General features: G+C 39.6%; 15 protein-coding genes and 1 tRNA gene. 3 read left to right on the top strand and 13 right to left on the bottom strand.

The window, feature by feature from the left end; translation table 11 throughout:
- Window positions 1-75: 75 nt before the first annotated feature.
- Window positions 76-615: a dCTP deaminase/dUTPase family protein gene (locus tag QOW94_RS00175; RefSeq protein ID WP_283678020.1), complete on the bottom strand. Its 540-nt coding sequence runs from the start codon at window positions 613-615 to the stop codon at window positions 76-78.
- A 139-nt stretch (window positions 616-754) separates the two neighbouring features.
- Here QOW94_RS00175 and rpiA point away from each other — a divergent pair, with 139 nt between their 5' ends.
- Window positions 755-1,435: a ribose-5-phosphate isomerase RpiA gene (rpiA, locus tag QOW94_RS00170; protein WP_283678019.1), complete on the top strand. Its 681-nt coding sequence runs from the start codon at window positions 755-757 to the stop codon at window positions 1,433-1,435.
- Between the two features lie 96 nt (window positions 1,436-1,531).
- Window positions 1,532-2,866 (top strand): C1 family peptidase, encoded by a 1,335-nt coding sequence (locus QOW94_RS00165; protein WP_283678018.1) that lies wholly within the window; start codon window positions 1,532-1,534, stop codon window positions 2,864-2,866.
- A gap of 52 nt (window positions 2,867-2,918) precedes the next feature.
- Here QOW94_RS00165 and QOW94_RS00160 read toward each other — a convergent pair whose 3' ends face one another.
- Genes QOW94_RS00160 through QOW94_RS00150 form a run of 3 tightly spaced genes read right to left on the bottom strand, consistent with a single transcriptional unit; the run spans window position 2,919 to window position 5,530 of the window.
- Window positions 2,919-3,590, bottom strand: a complete 672-nt coding sequence (locus QOW94_RS00160; protein ID WP_283678017.1) for a 2,3-bisphosphoglycerate-dependent phosphoglycerate mutase — start codon at window positions 3,588-3,590, stop codon at window positions 2,919-2,921.
- Window positions 3,591-3,604: 14 nt separating this feature from the next.
- Window positions 3,605-4,573 carry a DMT family transporter gene (locus tag QOW94_RS00155; RefSeq protein WP_283678016.1) on the bottom strand — a complete coding sequence of 323 codons (969 nt, stop codon included), beginning with the start codon at window positions 4,571-4,573 and terminating at the stop codon, window positions 3,605-3,607.
- Window positions 4,574-4,585: 12 nt separating this feature from the next.
- Window positions 4,586-5,530 carry an AEC family transporter gene (locus tag QOW94_RS00150; protein ID WP_283678158.1) on the bottom strand — a complete coding sequence of 315 codons (945 nt, stop codon included), beginning with the start codon at window positions 5,528-5,530 and terminating at the stop codon, window positions 4,586-4,588.
- 193 nt (window positions 5,531-5,723) lie between these two features.
- Here QOW94_RS00150 and QOW94_RS00145 point away from each other — a divergent pair, with 193 nt between their 5' ends.
- The gene (locus QOW94_RS00145) at window positions 5,724-6,809 is read left to right on the top strand and encodes an LCP family glycopolymer transferase (protein ID WP_283678015.1); all 1,086 of its coding nucleotides are present in this window, start codon (window positions 5,724-5,726) and stop codon (window positions 6,807-6,809) included.
- A gap of 63 nt (window positions 6,810-6,872) precedes the next feature.
- Here the strand turns inward: QOW94_RS00145 and QOW94_RS00140 are convergent, their stop codons facing one another.
- The 9 genes from QOW94_RS00140 to QOW94_RS00100 form a co-directional block, all read right to left on the bottom strand.
- Window positions 6,873-7,703, bottom strand: a complete 831-nt coding sequence (locus tag QOW94_RS00140; RefSeq protein WP_283678014.1) for a PTS system mannose/fructose/sorbose family transporter subunit IID — start codon at window positions 7,701-7,703, stop codon at window positions 6,873-6,875.
- Window positions 7,704-7,717: 14 nt separating this feature from the next.
- Entirely contained in the window at window positions 7,718-8,500 is a 783-nt protein-coding gene (locus QOW94_RS00135; protein ID WP_283678013.1) for a PTS sugar transporter subunit IIC, read from the bottom strand.
- A gap of 14 nt (window positions 8,501-8,514) precedes the next feature.
- On the bottom strand, window positions 8,515-8,997 hold the full coding sequence (locus tag QOW94_RS00130; RefSeq protein ID WP_283678012.1) for a PTS sugar transporter subunit IIB: 483 nt from the start codon (window positions 8,995-8,997) through the stop codon (window positions 8,515-8,517).
- 1 nt (window position 8,998) lies between these two features.
- A complete protein-coding gene (locus QOW94_RS00125) occupies window positions 8,999-9,415 on the bottom strand; it encodes a PTS sugar transporter subunit IIA (protein ID WP_283678011.1) in 417 nt (138 codons plus the stop codon).
- Between the two features lie 80 nt (window positions 9,416-9,495).
- On the bottom strand, window positions 9,496-10,104 hold the full coding sequence (locus QOW94_RS00120; RefSeq protein ID WP_283678010.1) for an HAD family hydrolase: 609 nt from the start codon (window positions 10,102-10,104) through the stop codon (window positions 9,496-9,498).
- 66 nt (window positions 10,105-10,170) lie between these two features.
- Window positions 10,171-10,255, bottom strand: a tRNA-Leu gene (locus tag QOW94_RS00115).
- 51 nt (window positions 10,256-10,306) lie between these two features.
- Entirely contained in the window at window positions 10,307-11,185 is an 879-nt protein-coding gene (gene thrB / locus QOW94_RS00110) for a homoserine kinase (RefSeq protein WP_283678009.1), read from the bottom strand.
- Window positions 11,186-11,204: 19 nt separating this feature from the next.
- Window positions 11,205-11,651, bottom strand: a complete 447-nt coding sequence (locus QOW94_RS00105; RefSeq protein ID WP_283678007.1) for a SprT family protein — start codon at window positions 11,649-11,651, stop codon at window positions 11,205-11,207.
- Window positions 11,652-11,661: 10 nt separating this feature from the next.
- Window positions 11,662-13,824 carry a Tex family protein gene (locus QOW94_RS00100; RefSeq protein WP_283678006.1) on the bottom strand — a complete coding sequence of 721 codons (2,163 nt, stop codon included), beginning with the start codon at window positions 13,822-13,824 and terminating at the stop codon, window positions 11,662-11,664.
- Between the last annotated feature and the right edge of the window lie 172 nt (window positions 13,825-13,996).

The following is a 13,996-nucleotide window of genomic DNA, read 5'->3' as shown; positions in this document are numbered from 1 at the left end:
CAATCTAAATTGTACCATGCAAAAAAAGCCTTTTTAAGGGGGCAATCGGCTTTTTTTACACATCTTTACATTTGATTAATTTCCAGAAGAACCAAAACCACCAGTTCTGGTTTGTTTGGCATTGGCATCATCTTGATCACTCAATAGAAATGGCATAAAGATTCCTTGGGCAATCCGGTCGCCTTTCTTAACGTGATAATCAGTAATCGAGTAATTAAAGAGTTGGACAAAAATCTCTCCCTCATTACTATCGTTATTATAATAATCCGCATCAATCACACCAATACCGTTTGGCAAAATCAATCCCCTTTTCAGAGGATTGCTTGAGCGGTTGGCAATGATCAAAACTTCATTTGGTTCCATATATGACTTAATTCCAGTTGGAACTAAGAATGGCTTTAAATCACTGTTAGCCTGCTTTAATTCGTCCGTGGTCAGTTCACTTTTGTCGTGGAGCCGTTTGAACGCATTCATGACTCCAAGTTTCCAAATTGAAGGAATCACCATATCAACGGAACTTTCAAAATCGTAGCCAGCAGCATTTTCAGTGGACCGATAAGGAAGATGGATTCCCTTCCCCTCATACTTTGAAACTACTTCAAATCCTCTATGCACAAAAATCACTCTTTCATAATTTATTCTGATTAAGTATAAACTATCAGCCAGACTTTTAATAGATTGACAAATAGGGTTGAACAAGGCAAAATACTAGTTAGGTAAAACATTTAACTTAACCACTAAGGGGAGAATCATAATGGAGCAAAATGAATTAAAAAAGCTAGTCGGTGAGGCTGCGGTGGACTACATTCATGATGGAATGATCGTTGGTCTTGGCACTGGTTCAACTGTGAAATACATGGTCGATGCGCTTGGAAAAAAAGTTCAGGAAGAGGGTATTAAAATAATCGGGGTCCCAACTTCTGAAAGAACGGAAAAACAAGCTAATAGTCTTGGCATTATCACCAAGGGGGTCGATGATGTTGACCACATTGATCTAACAATCGATGGTGCTGATCAAATCGATGAAAACTTTCAGGGAATTAAGGGTGGTGGTGCCGCTCACCTCTGGGAAAAAATCGTAGCAATTAATTCTGAAAAGAATATGTGGATCGTTGATGAAAGCAAGATGACTCAGCAACTCGGTTCTTTTCCATTACCACTAGAGGTAACTCCGTACGGTAGTAAACAATTATTCAAACGACTTCAAAAACTAAACTACAATCCAGAGTTCCGGATGGCAGATGGCCATCATGTCCTTACCGATTCTAAGAATTATGTGATTGACCTTCACATGCACCGAATCAATGACCCATTTGCTTTAGCAGCAGAACTTGATTCCATGACTGGGATTGTGGAACACGGATTATTCCTTGATTTGGTTAACACTGTCATTGTAGGTCGACCAAACGGACCAGAGATTTTGAATGCCAGATAAATCGTGTCATCCGAACCAAAACCGTTTTTCGAGAAACGGTTTTTTTTATGGCAAAATGAGAGTAAAATAAATAATCATTAAGGAGAGTGATTATTTTTGACATCAGAAATTAATTTAGATCAACTCAGTAAGTTCCAAAAGAACTTAGACGATGATAAGAACGCAGCTGTTCTTACCAGAGCCGTTTCCCACCAAGGAATTTTAGCAACTAGCTCTGACTATAAGTCAGATAGTGCAATGCAACCTGTATTTTCAATCGACTTATCGACTGGAAAAGTTGCAGACCAAAAGCAAAGTGGCCGGTGCTGGATGTTTGCTGCTCTAAATACGATGCGAGTTCGTTTAATGAACACATTCAAAGTTGGTGATGACTTTGAATTATCTCAAAACTACACCAACTTCTGGGACAAGTTTGAAAAATCAAACTACTTCTTAGAAAACGTATTAAAAACAGCTAACGAGCCCCTTGATTCTCGGAAGGTTGCTTGGTTGATGGCTACTCCACAACAAGACGGTGGCCAATGGGATATGCTTTGCGCATTGATTGAAAAGTACGGAATCGTGCCAAAGTCAGCAATGCCAGAAACTTATAGTAGTTCAAAATCACGCGAACTCAACAAGTTCTTGAACTTAAAACTTCGTCACGATGCTGTTATTCTTCGTGAACTCGTTGCTAACAACGAATCAGCCGAAAAAATAAGCTCAACTAAAGAAGAAATGCTTAATGACATTTACCGGATGTTGGTATACACACTTGGTAACCCAGTCGATGCGTTCGACTTTGAATTCAGAGATAAAGATAACAATTACCACATTGACCGGGGAATTACTCCTCAAGAATTCTTCAAAAAGTACGTTAATTTGAACCTTGATGATTACGTATCTTTGATCAACTCACCTACTGATGACAAACCTTTCAACAAAACCTACACAATTGAAATGCTAGGCAACGTTGTTAATGGCCGGCAAGTAAAGCATTTGAACTTAGATATGGATGCTCTCAAGAAACTTGCCATTATGCAACTTGAAAACGGTGAAACTGTTTGGTTTGGTAGTGATGTTGGCCAAAGCTCTGATTCTAAAAAGGGAATCATGGATACTGGCCTGTACGCTCCAGATGAATTGTTTGGAACTGATCTCTCACTTTCAAAGGCAGAACGTCTCGATTTTGGTGAGAGTTTGATGACCCACGCGATGGTTATCACCGGGGTTGACCTAGTGGACGGCAAACCAACAAAGTGGAAGGTCGAAAACAGCTGGGGTGAAAAGGTTGGTACTAAAGGTTACTTTGTAATGAGTGACGAATGGTTAGATCAATTTGTTTACCAGTTTGTTATTAACAAAAAATACCTTTCAGAAGAACAATTGAAGGCTCAAGCACAAGAACCAACTGTTCTTAAGCCATGGGATCCAATGGGTGCCTTAGCATAATCAAATAATCAAATATCTACAATAGTAAATACGGTAGATTGGAGGAAATCCTCTAATCTACCGTATTTTTGTTTATCACATTTAATTTTTCATCGAAATCATAAAGAATTGGTTTCCCGTTAGGAACCTCAACTTCCTGGATTTTATCATCAGAGATGCCATCGATATACTTTATCAATGCCCTTAAAGTACTGCCATGAGCAACAATCAGCACGTTCTTATTGTCCAGCAATTCTGGAGCAATTTTATCTTCCCAGTAAGGAAATGAACGTTGCCAAGCCATTTCAAGGCTTTCACCAAGTGGCATCTTAACTCCTAGTTTTTCATATCGTGGCTCATTGTCTTCATGGTTCAACAACGGCGGAACGACATTATAACTACGCCGCCAAATCTTCAGTTGTTCCTTCCCCACTTCATCTTCAACGACTTTTTTATTCTTGCCACGAAGAGCACCATAATGCCGTTCATTGAGACGCCAGGTCTTATGGATCGGCAAATAGTTTTGATGAATTTCGTCTAGGATGATATATGATGTTAAGATTGCCCGTTTTAAAAATGAGGTATGAACCTCGTCAATCATTAACCCGGTTTTTCTTAACTTTTTCCCAGCTGTATGGGCTTGCTCGATTCCCTGTTCAGTTAAATCGACATCACTCCAGCCAGTAAAAATATTATCGCGGTTTGCCTGACTTTGGCCGTGCCGCATAATCACCAACTTAGCCATTTTGCCATCCTCTTCTACTGATTGGATAGTGCTTCATTATTTTTAAGTTCCTTATCTTGGTTCATATTACCAATAAAGGTTACTACTGACCCAATCAAAATTATGATAATTCCAACTATCATCGTAACAGTTATATGCTCATGAATCAAAATCATTGCAAGTACAGGGGCAAGTGCTGGTTTGATGAAAAATACCAACGATGCCATTGACACACCACCCGTTTCCATTGCTAGGAAGTAGAAGGCAAATCCACCACCAGTAACACAAACGCCAATGAAAAATAGAATCCAAAAATGTTCTAAGTTAACGTTCTTTAAAATCGGGGTATCGGCAAACTGTTTTAAAAATGAAACACCTCTCATTGCGTGAGCAACAACTGGAATCCTAGTCAATAACACAATTATAAATAATTCGATTGACCCTGCTATAAACGTATAGGCAGTCATTGTGATCCCATTAAATCCTTCAAGAATCGAACCCCAACGAGAAATGATACTGTAAAGGCCAAAAAACAGAGCTGCTAGAACGCCCAAGGTGGTTCCTAACGGATTAGTTAGGTTAACAGGATTAACGATTACTAACAAGCCAATAAACGAAATTACCAATGAAATAATTGCAGTTCGGTTTAGTTTTTCATGAAGAATCACAAAAGCAAAAATCAAAGCAAAGATTGGATTACAACTAAACAAGACAGCGACTGTTGCAGCCTTATCGTACACAATTGCTAATTGATAAAGCGTCATGCTTAGAATGATACAAAGAAAGCCGGTCAAAGCAAAAATCAGCCAGTCCTTAATAAATAATCTCTGCCCCATCTTTTTTAAGGATCGATTTGCAAGTGGTAGTAGCACTAATCCACCGATAAAAAACCGAATCAAGTTTAACTGAATAGGACTGTAAGCATTGGCAACCGTCTTCAGAGCGATTTCCATTGAACTAAACATCAGGGTTGAAATAAAAACGTACAAAATTGTCTTTCTCAAAACTAATTCTCCTTATAGATTTTGAACTAACACCATTAAGATTGGAATTACTATTAAACTCAGTAAGGTTGTCTCCGTTACCATCACTGAGGCAAATTCCGAATCGGCACCATAAAGCCTCGATACAACGGGAGCGTTAGTCATGACGGGCATTGCAGCCTGTAAAATAAACACTTGCTTCATCAATAATGGCATTGATGTGAATCCTACTAGTAAGGCCATTAAAGCGGGGGCAAGAATAAACCGACCAATCAAGATCAAAAAATTGCTACGATCAAAGTGAACGTTTGTCAGGTTAACACTATTTACTGAGATTCCTATAAAGAACATAGACAAAGGAATCGTCAAACTACCAACATATGTAAGGTCCTGCATAATGAAGTCTGGGAGCGACACGTGAAATAGTACTAATACCACTCCAACCATAAAACCAAGTAGAGGTGGTGAAAATACTTTTTTAACCGTTTTGGCAAGGTCAAACTTTCCCTCACCACGACCATCCTTTTGAATCAGGTATACTCCGAGGGTCCAGAAAAAGGTTGTATTGGCCATGTAGTAAACCAACACAAAAGGCAAACTGTGCTTACCGAACAAGGCAATGTTCACTGGTAATCCAACAAACACCGTGTTGGAATTGGCAAACATAGATTGAAACAGCCCACTATGAGACTTTGGAATTTTAAACAGTCTAACGATAACAATCGATAAAATATACAGTAAGAACATCGATATTACCGGGAATAACAAATCAGGCAACGTTGACAACAGCGTCTTGGTGTCAAACTTTTCTAAAATTGTCGCCATCATGTACGCTGGCAACGCAATTTGTGTAACTAATCTAGCTATCAAACTAGTACTTTTACTGTCAAACCAATTATTTCTAGCCAGTAAAAAACCAACCACAATCATAATTAAAATAACTAAAACACCCGTAATAGCTTTAAAAAACACTGGCATCATTACCACATCACCCCTTTTTAAGTAGAATACTTTCAATATTGTACCACAATTGACTACCCGTATTTGATATAATAAAAAGCGTGTATGCGGAATAATTATTAAAAATATTTAAAGTAAACCGGAATTGTTTTATAATACTCTCATTCTGCAATATAATTTTGAAAGACATTTTTATAGATGAGGAACTAATATGCCAATAAAAAAAGATAATGATTTTGAACCAGTTACTAGTCGTCGTTCCAAAGAAAAACCACATTTCAAGCACTCAAAGAAAAAAAGAGTAATCGGCTGGACAATTTTTGTAGCCATTCTTGCTTTGATCGGCGGTGGCCTAATTTGGGGCTATGCAGCCTGGAAGGACGCTCAAAACACCTTCAAGTCAACCTATGATTCTTCTAAGATTCAAAAATCACGAAATGTTTCTAGCGTTATTAAGAAAGGTAAACCGTTATCTATTCTGTTGCTAGGGACTGATACAGGTGCCCTTGGACGCCACGATACTGGGAGAACCGACACAATCATTGTTGCAACGGTCAATCCCAAAAAGGAAACCGTGCATTTAACAAGTATTGCACGTGATACCCGAGTATCAATTCCAGGAGACACTGTTGCTTACGAAAAGATCAACGCTGCCTACACAATCGGTGGACCAGCTACTACAATTAAAACCGTTCAGAATTTATTAGATATTCCAATCGATTACTATGCCCTAGTCAACATGGGTGGGCTAGAAAAGATGGTAAATGCTGTTGGTGGAGTAACTGTGAAACCAACGTTAACTTTCAAATATGGTCATGCTAACGTTGTTAAGGGCAAGAAAATCCACCTTAACGGTCGCCAAGCATTAGACTACGCCCGTATGAGAGAAACCGATCCTCTCGGTGATTATGGTCGTCAAATTCGGCAACGCCAAGTTATCAAAACGATGGTTATGAAGGGAATCAAAGTTACATCATTACCTCGTTATAAGAACATATTAACTTCCCTCAAGGGAAACCTAAAGACCGACTTAACCTTCGATGACCTAATTGCCATCAGAGCCAAATACGGAGATGCAACTCACCATATCAAGTCACAGACTCTCCAAGGTCAAGATGCAATGATCGACGGAATTTCATATCAAGATGTTCCCCAAAAAGAATTAATGCGAGTATCCAATTCAATCCGTGCTTCGTTAGGATTGAGAAAGTCTACTAAATTAACAAATGCTCAAACAACTACTGACCAAACCACAGATACGACTACCCAGTCAGGAACAACTGGTAATGGATATTAACAAATAATTATTCCAAATCAAAAAGGCAACTGATTTCAAAACTGAAATCAGTTGCCTTTTTAATTACATAACGAATATCTTGATCCCAAATTCGATTACTATAGAAACAATCAATATTCCAGTAATAATCCAGATTGGTCTTATTCGCTTTTTCAACAATCTTAAGCAAATAAAAAGCAACAATAATGCAACAAGAGCCGAAATCGAAGAGGCTAGCACACTACCCAAATAGCCACTGCCGGTTATTTGGTCGGTAAAGCCAACGACGCCTGTAATCTTTACAAACGTCGCAATTATACATCCCATCATAAACATTCCAAATACTGGCATTCCTTTGGTTAAATTCTTTAGAAACCCAGTATTAAAAATTGAAATCACTTTAACTCCTTCATGGTACCCAACAACTTGAGTGATGGCTCGAAAACTAACTCTAAGTATGTTCCAGGCAATAAAAAAGAAGAGTGGCCCGGCAACCGGCACCGCAGAGTAACAAAGGGCTGCCCCACAGGCTGCAATAACTGGCCGTGTTATCCCCCACCATAATGGATCTCCTATGGAAGCTAATGGTCCCATCATCGCCGTTTTAATTTGATTGATTTGTGGCTCTGTTATTTGTTTGCTAGCATACCTTTCCTCTAAATTGATGATAACCCCAGCAATAAACGACTGCATAATCGGGGTAGTATTAAAAAAGGTCATATGTCGTTTAAGTGCTCTGGTTATATGATCATGGTCTGGATACAACTGCTTGATTACCGGAATTACTGAGTATGTAAAGCCAAGGTTATGCATCCGTTCAAAATTCCAAGAACCCTGTTCTAGAGAGGATCTCAAAAAGACATAGAACCTCGTTTTTTTACTAATTTGTTTCTTTTTTGAAGCATCGTAACCCACTGCTACCACCTCGTTTACAGATCATCTAGATCATCAAAGTCATCATCACTTGAAGATTCCTTTGCCTCTTGATGGTTGCTAATAACCACCCAAGCAATCGCAAATATTAGTCCAATTAATACCATGATCATAAAATTGACCCGGAGTAGTATTGTCGTTCCAACTCCCAAAAATAACCAACCCCAGTTATGTCTCGTTGCAAACATATTAATAATGATTGAAAACCCAACGAGTGCAATCAATGATACCCCTACTTTTAATCCACTATTTACCTGCGGTGGAATAGCGTCAAAGACCTCTTTAGTGGAATTATTCATAAAGGCCATTGCAATAGCAGTGGGAACAGCAACTCTGAGCCCTTGCAAAGATAGTGCCTTTAGATGACTACGGCCTACCCCGCTAATATCTCCAACCGCTACATATTGGTCAGCTCGATGGACTACCTTGAGAACCTGTTTTCTTGTTCCGATATTTAAATACTGACCGATCACACCGAATACCAACGCAACGATAACACCTTGTTCAATTGTTAATTGGGATGGTCCGGCCACAAACAAGCCAGAAATTACTGCCGCCAAAGTTATATCAGGGGATACAGCTGAACCAATATTCATCCACCCGATTACAATCATTTGTAGGGTCGCTCCAAACATAATTCCGGTTTGTAAGTCACCAAAAACAAGCCCCATTAAGGAACAGACAACTAGTGGCTGATACACCTGCCACTCATCTAAAATTCCCGCCATTCCAGCAATGAAGGCTAATCCAATGGTTAATACTATAGTTGATCCGGTCATTTTGTCACCATCTTTTAAAGCAAGGTCAAGATATCTTGTTTTTTGTCATTTGGAACTGTTTGGGCATAAACTCTAACCCCAAATTGGTCGCTGATTTCTTTGATTTGATCAATAATCTCATCGTCTACCGAAATGGTGTCAGTAATCATCTTCATCCCTTCAGAATAAGCCAAATTACCAATGTTTACCCCAACATTTGATAAATCCAACCCGGATTTAATCAAATCAAGCATATCAGCAACCGTTTCCGTTAATAGTAGTGCTTCCATAGATTCAAACTTCGGGTCAGAATAAATATTCGTAAACTTTGACTTGGTAATAACATTTGCCTTTATATCCGCAGGTGCTACTTGGGTAATCAAAGTCTTTCTTAGTGGATCATTAGCCACTGAATCAGAAACAACAAGAATTCGGTTGGGGTTAACATCACGCGTCCATAATGTAGCCACTTGGCCGTGAAGTAATCTCGTGTCAACCCGAGCTAGTTTAATCTTCATTTTATAAATCATCCTCACTATCATTATTATGGAGTTCAAACTGACGAATTCCAGTTTGGGCCGTTTCAATTAATCGATTACATACCTCGTTCAAACTTTCACTTTCATTAGCTTGGAAAGCCTCAATCAGCATTGGAAGTGACACCCCGGAAATCAACGCTCGCCGATCATGATCTTCGGCAACAAACTGCGCAGCTACATTAAATGGTGTGCCCCCAAATAAATCAGTTAAGATAACCACCTTATTGTTTCCAATTTCAGCTAAAGTTGTTGAAAATACTTCCTTGACTTTATCTAACCCAAAGCTTGGATCCATGGAAATCGGATAGACCTTTTCCCGATGACCAAAAATAATTTCCGCCGAGTTTATCAGTTCCGCACCAAAACCACCATGCGTAGCAACAATTATTGATAACACTACTTGTCTCCCCCTTTTAACAATCGTTTGTTTACTAATAGTTTAACATTTAACAATTTCAGCTTATCAAAAAAGCCTGGTTAAATTTTAAGTAAATCTGCCGGTTCTTTTAAATAAAAATCAGTGGCACTGAATTTAGGATTCATTGGCGTTTGCCACCCTGCCAGTGCAAACTTTGATCCAGCCGCGTGAGCAGCCTGTAGATCATATTCTGTATCACCAACGTATACAGTCATTTCGGCACGTGAACCTAATTTTTCAATTCCCTTTAATACAGGATCAGGAGCGGGTTTCCCATACTCCACGTCGTCTAGAAACACAAATTCACTAAAATACTTGTCCAATCCAAATGGGGTTACGTCTCGCTTGAATTCATCACTTGCTTTAGAAGTTGCAACGGCAACCTTCTTTGTTTTGCTTAATTCAGCAAGGGCATCCTCGATTCCATCAAACACCGTAACCGTATCCCTAAAATCTGGAACCTTACTAAACCACTCATCTTTGATCTTCTGTGGATCAGTAACCCCCAGTCTCTTTAAAGCATCAATGGCTGTAATGCCGAATACGGCGTTTAACTCATCCTTTGATACTTGGTATCCATTATTAGCTAAAACCTGGCTAAGGGGCTTTAAATACATCGTTTCTGTATCAATCAATGTACCATCAACGTCAAAAATATATGCTTCCATAGCTTCCTCCAATTTTATCAAACAAAAAAAGTCCGAATCACAATTTAGTGACTCGAACTCTAATTATGCGGCCAAGAAGATTCGAACTTCCACCGGGATAATCCCGACAAGATCCTTAATCTTGCGCGTCTGCCAATTCCGCCATGGCCGCATCAACAAGAAATATTATATCAGACAGAAACGCGGTTGACAATAGCTTTTTTTATTCTCCTCTAACAGTTGCCCCATCCTTATCAATATCAAGGATTCTGAGACTACCATTTAGGTCCATTTTTTGTAGTTCGAGTCTTAATTGAATTAATTCATCTTTACTGCCAATCGTTGCGATTGTAGGGCCGGCACCACTTAAGTAAGTCCCGTCAATCGAAAGCTTATGGGCGGCTTCCCTGATCGTTGCAATTTCGGGAACTAAGTCCTCCCTGAATGGTTCATGAAACTTGTCACCCTCAATAAATTTAAGGGCTTCCTTATATTTTTGTTGAGCCATTAGGGCAACAAACACATTGGCTCTTGCGCTTGAGGCAACAGCTTCAAAAAAGTCTAACTTTCTTGGTAATTTCTTTCGGCTAGCAACTTCACTAATACCATCCGGTCTAATGTACATCAACGTTGCTAAGTCACCCGTTTCAAGTGAGGTCGAGGTGGCTACTTCATTTTCATATGTTGAGACCGTCAATCCACCTAAAATAGCTGAAGCAACATTCTCAGGGTGTCCTTCAATTTTAGATCCAAGCGTTATCTGTTCATCAGCGGATAGATTAAGTTCCCCAAGCGAATTTGCAATTTTAATTCCGGCAACAACCGCCGTTGTACTTGAGCCAAGGCCGTGGGCAATCGGAACATCCGAAATAACCGTTAATTGATGTGGTTGAATTTTAGGATCAACAGCTAGAATACTTTGAACAATGAGGTTGTTCTTATCCGTTGGAATGTCTTCTCCTAGTGCATGGTTGACTTTCCACTCAGCAGTGGGCTCCTCAACGATCACCGTATAATATAACTTCAAAGCTAAGCCAAGGGAATCAAATCCAGCCCCTAAGTTGGCAGATGTTGCTGGCACCCTAACAATTATCTTTGCCATAAACTTATTCCTCGATTCATCAATTATTTATTTCCACTAATTCTAATTTACCATGACACCGACCACAGACATACCTTTTTGTATTGATTTTCCGTTGCCGCTTATAAATTAATCCACATTCACTACAAACGTATTGGTACTTACTTGGTTTTGGGACTGCCGGTGCATACCTACTCCCACCAACGGCCTTTAACAATGTCTGAAATTCCTTCGTGTTATGCTTGCCTGTCTTACCGGCAAGATGCAGATGATAATGACATAACTCATGTTTCACTATTCCAACCAATACATCCTGAGAAAAATTAGCAACCATCTTAGGATTAATCTCAATGTCATGGCTCTGCAGAATATACCTACCACCCGTCGTTCTCAACCGCCCATTAAAACGAGCTTTATGACTGAATGGTTTAGCAAAATACTCCACTGATATTTGTTCAACTAGTCTCTGTAATTCTTTGTTTTCCAAAGTCTCATCCCTAATCCTCTATCATTGATAGCTGGATGCGTCCTCGATTCTCATCAATAGATTCGACAGTAACATTGACAATGTCCCCGACTGAAACAACCGTACTTGGATCACTAACGAACTTATTACTTAATTTGGAAATGTGTACCAAACCGTCCTGCTTAACTCCAATATCAACAAACGCTCCGAAATCCACAACGTTTCTGACGGTACCTTGCAACTTCATCCCTGGTTTCAAATCGCTCATTTTTAAAACATCCGCCTTCAAAAGAGGAGCCGGCATGTCATCACGAAGATCTCGACCGGGCTGAACCAAACCATCCACAATATCGCGTAAGGTCGCTTCACCCACCTCGAGTTCCGCCGCCTTTTGTTTGAAGTCAAAATGGTCAAATGCTTGTTTAGCTACATCTGTTCCCATCTGATCAGATGATAGTCCAACCATCTTCAACACTTTAGTGGCAACTGAATAACTTTCGGGGTGAATATCAGTATTATCCAATGGATTCTTTCCATTTGGGATTCGCAGAAACCCAACTGATTGCTCAAAAGCTTTCGGTCCCAAACGGGGAACTTTCTTTAATTGTTTTCTATCGCTAAACTCGCCGGTCTCTTCACGGTACTTAACAATATTACTGGCAATGGTCCCAGATAATCCCGAAATATGAATCAATAAGTCCGGACTTGCCGTATTCAAATTGATACCAACTTGGTTGACAGCTGTTTCGACAACTTGGTCCAATTGCTCCGATAGCCGCTTTTGGGGAACATCATGTTGATACTGACCAACTCCAATTGACTGGGGATCAATCTTAACTAACTCCGCTAATGGATCCTGGATTCGCCGACCAATACTTACTGCCGACCGTTGCTCAACGCTGAAGTCGGGAAACTCCTTTCTAGCAACATCACTTGCAGAGTAAACGGACGCACCCGCCTCATTAACAATTACGTAAAAAATCTCGTGTTTGATTTCCTTAATTGCATCGGAAACAAACTGTTCTGATTCCCGGCTCGCTGTTCCGTTACCAATAGCAATCATTTGAACGTTATTTTTATTGATAAAGTCGATGAATTGTTGCTTAGCAGCCTTCCGCTTAGCTTCTGGTGCCGGTTTATGAGGATAAATAACCATTTTATCCATGAACTTACCATTTTGGTCAATCACGGCTAATTTACACCCTGTCCGGTATGCTGGATCAAATCCCATTACAATTCGTCCCTTTAGTGGGGCTTGCATCAATAGATTATATAAATTCTTCCCAAAAATTTCGATTGCGTGGTCTGATGCCACTTCAGAAAGGTTAGACCTGATCTCTCGTTCAATCGCTGGGCCAATAAATCGTTTATACGCATCTTCAGCAGCATCCTGAATCAAATCAGCTGCTTCTCCGGCATGATTACCGATTAATTTAAAGTGAAGATAGTTAGTAATTTCATCAACATCCGTAAGAATCTTAACGTTAAGATACCCTTCTTTTTCACCACGGTTGATAGCTAACGTTCTAAACGGAGGGATTTTGTTAACTGGTTGCTCAAATTCAAAGTACTGCTGATAGGTTTGGGCATCTTCTTCATCAGCTATCTTCTTCTTAACGGTTGATTCAATCGTACCATGGTCAGACGTTTCTCGCCGAATCCACTCACGAAACTCAGCATGATCACCAATCTGTTCAGCCAGAATTTCATGGACCCCAGCTAAAACGGCATCCTTGTCAGCCAGCTCCTTTTCGGGATCAACAAACTGTTCAGCCAACTCACTAATATTAGATTCAAACTTTAATACCGATTCAGCCAATGGCATTAAGCCCTGTTCCTTGGCAATTGTTGCCTTAGTCCGGCGCTTTTGTTTGTATGGCAAGTATAAATCTTCAACTTGTTGTAAAGTTTCGGCTTGGTTGATTTTTTTCTCTAGACTTGGAGTTAGCTGATCGTTTTCTCCAATAATCTTGATAACTTCTGCTTTTCGTTTATCCAGTGACTCAATCTTATGAGCTGCTTCTTGAATATCCCGAATTTGAACTTCGTCTAAATTACCAGTTCGTTCCTTTCGATACCTAGCGATAAACGGAACTGTATCCCCTTCATCAAGCATCTTTAAGGTTTCTTCAATCTGGTGAACCCGAACTTCTTTAACCTGTTCGGCAATCTTTTTTGCTAAATTATCAGCCACTTATTTCACCTCGTTTAATATTAAACCACTTGATTATTGTAACATTTTCACTGGTTATTTTTAGTTAAAAAAATGGTCCAAATACCAAAAAAACTGCAACGATAATTTCATTTTGTTGAAATTACCACTGCAGTTTTTGATGGGGCTTATTGAGCCTCACAGCCTGATATTA

The organism is Lentilactobacillus sp. Marseille-Q4993 (genome assembly GCF_951230165.1).
GTDB lineage: Bacteria > Bacillota > Bacilli > Lactobacillales > Lactobacillaceae > Lentilactobacillus.
The sequence above is the reverse complement of the archived record's forward strand: the minus strand, read 5'-3'. Positions and strand labels throughout refer to the sequence as shown.

Excerpts from the sequence above, each read along its gene's own strand:
- QOW94_RS00150 (WP_283678158.1), bottom strand. The coding sequence starts at position 5,530 with ATGCCAGTGTTTTTTAAAGCTATTACGGGTGTTTTAGTTATTTTAATT.
- rpiA (WP_283678019.1), top strand. The coding sequence starts at position 755 with ATGGAGCAAAATGAATTAAAAAAGCTAGTCGGTGAGGCTGCGGTGGAC.
- QOW94_RS00130 (WP_283678012.1), bottom strand. The coding sequence starts at position 8,997 with ATGAAGATTAAACTAGCTCGGGTTGACACGAGATTACTTCACGGCCAA.
- QOW94_RS00145 (WP_283678015.1), top strand. The coding sequence starts at position 5,724 with ATGCCAATAAAAAAAGATAATGATTTTGAACCAGTTACTAGTCGTCGT.
- QOW94_RS00120 (WP_283678010.1), bottom strand. The coding sequence starts at position 10,104 with ATGGAAGCATATATTTTTGACGTTGATGGTACATTGATTGATACAGAA.
- QOW94_RS00160 (WP_283678017.1), bottom strand. The coding sequence starts at position 3,590 with ATGGCTAAGTTGGTGATTATGCGGCACGGCCAAAGTCAGGCAAACCGC.
- QOW94_RS00135 (WP_283678013.1), bottom strand. The coding sequence starts at position 8,500 with ATGACCGGATCAACTATAGTATTAACCATTGGATTAGCCTTCATTGCT.
- thrB (WP_283678009.1), bottom strand. The coding sequence starts at position 11,185 with ATGGCAAAGATAATTGTTAGGGTGCCAGCAACATCTGCCAACTTAGGG.